This is a genomic window from Vibrio sp. 2033 (genome assembly GCF_033339735.1).
This window is the reverse complement of sequence record NZ_JAWOVC010000849.1, coordinates 1-515: the sequence shown is the minus strand read 5'-3', so window position 1 is coordinate 515 and position 515 is coordinate 1. Positions and strand designations below refer to the sequence as shown.

Here is a 515-nt window from a genome sequence, read left to right as displayed (position 1 = left end):
GAAGATCTCGCACTATTCTCTCCAGAGTTAGCCGAAACCTCTCAGTCACTGACTCATATCGGAATTTTGCAAGAAATCGCTGACGAAAAGTCGGGGCAAGATTACCTATTAACAGAAAAGCCGCGTTTGCCAGCCAACACGTTAAATGCCTTTCGTCATCCTCGAAAAATCACTGGCAACCCTAAAGGTATCTATTTCGATGCTCAATCGCGCCGTAAAGAACCACGCTATCGATTCAAAACGCCGCTTGAACTCAGTTCGGGTGAGTTAAAAGCAGCAGGTTCAACCGTTGATATTTCTAAGCGAGGCTTGGGGATTCGTTTAGATGAGCCAACGATGTTACGCTCGGGACAAGAAGTGCAAGTTAACTTTCGTGAGTTACAACTTTACGATAAAAAGCTGCCTCTCATGGCCGTTCCATATCGCGTTATTCGAGTCAGCCCTGACGGTTGCAGCGTACAATTGGTTATTGATGAAAACAGCAAAACGATCCGTGTGATCGCTTTCTTCAACAG

General features: G+C 45.6%; 1 protein-coding gene. It reads left to right on the top strand.

Annotated elements, in window-relative coordinates; genetic code table 11:
- The coding region (locus R7P74_RS29440) for a PilZ domain-containing protein (RefSeq protein WP_318124284.1) at positions 1–515 on the top strand (515 nt) is incomplete at both ends.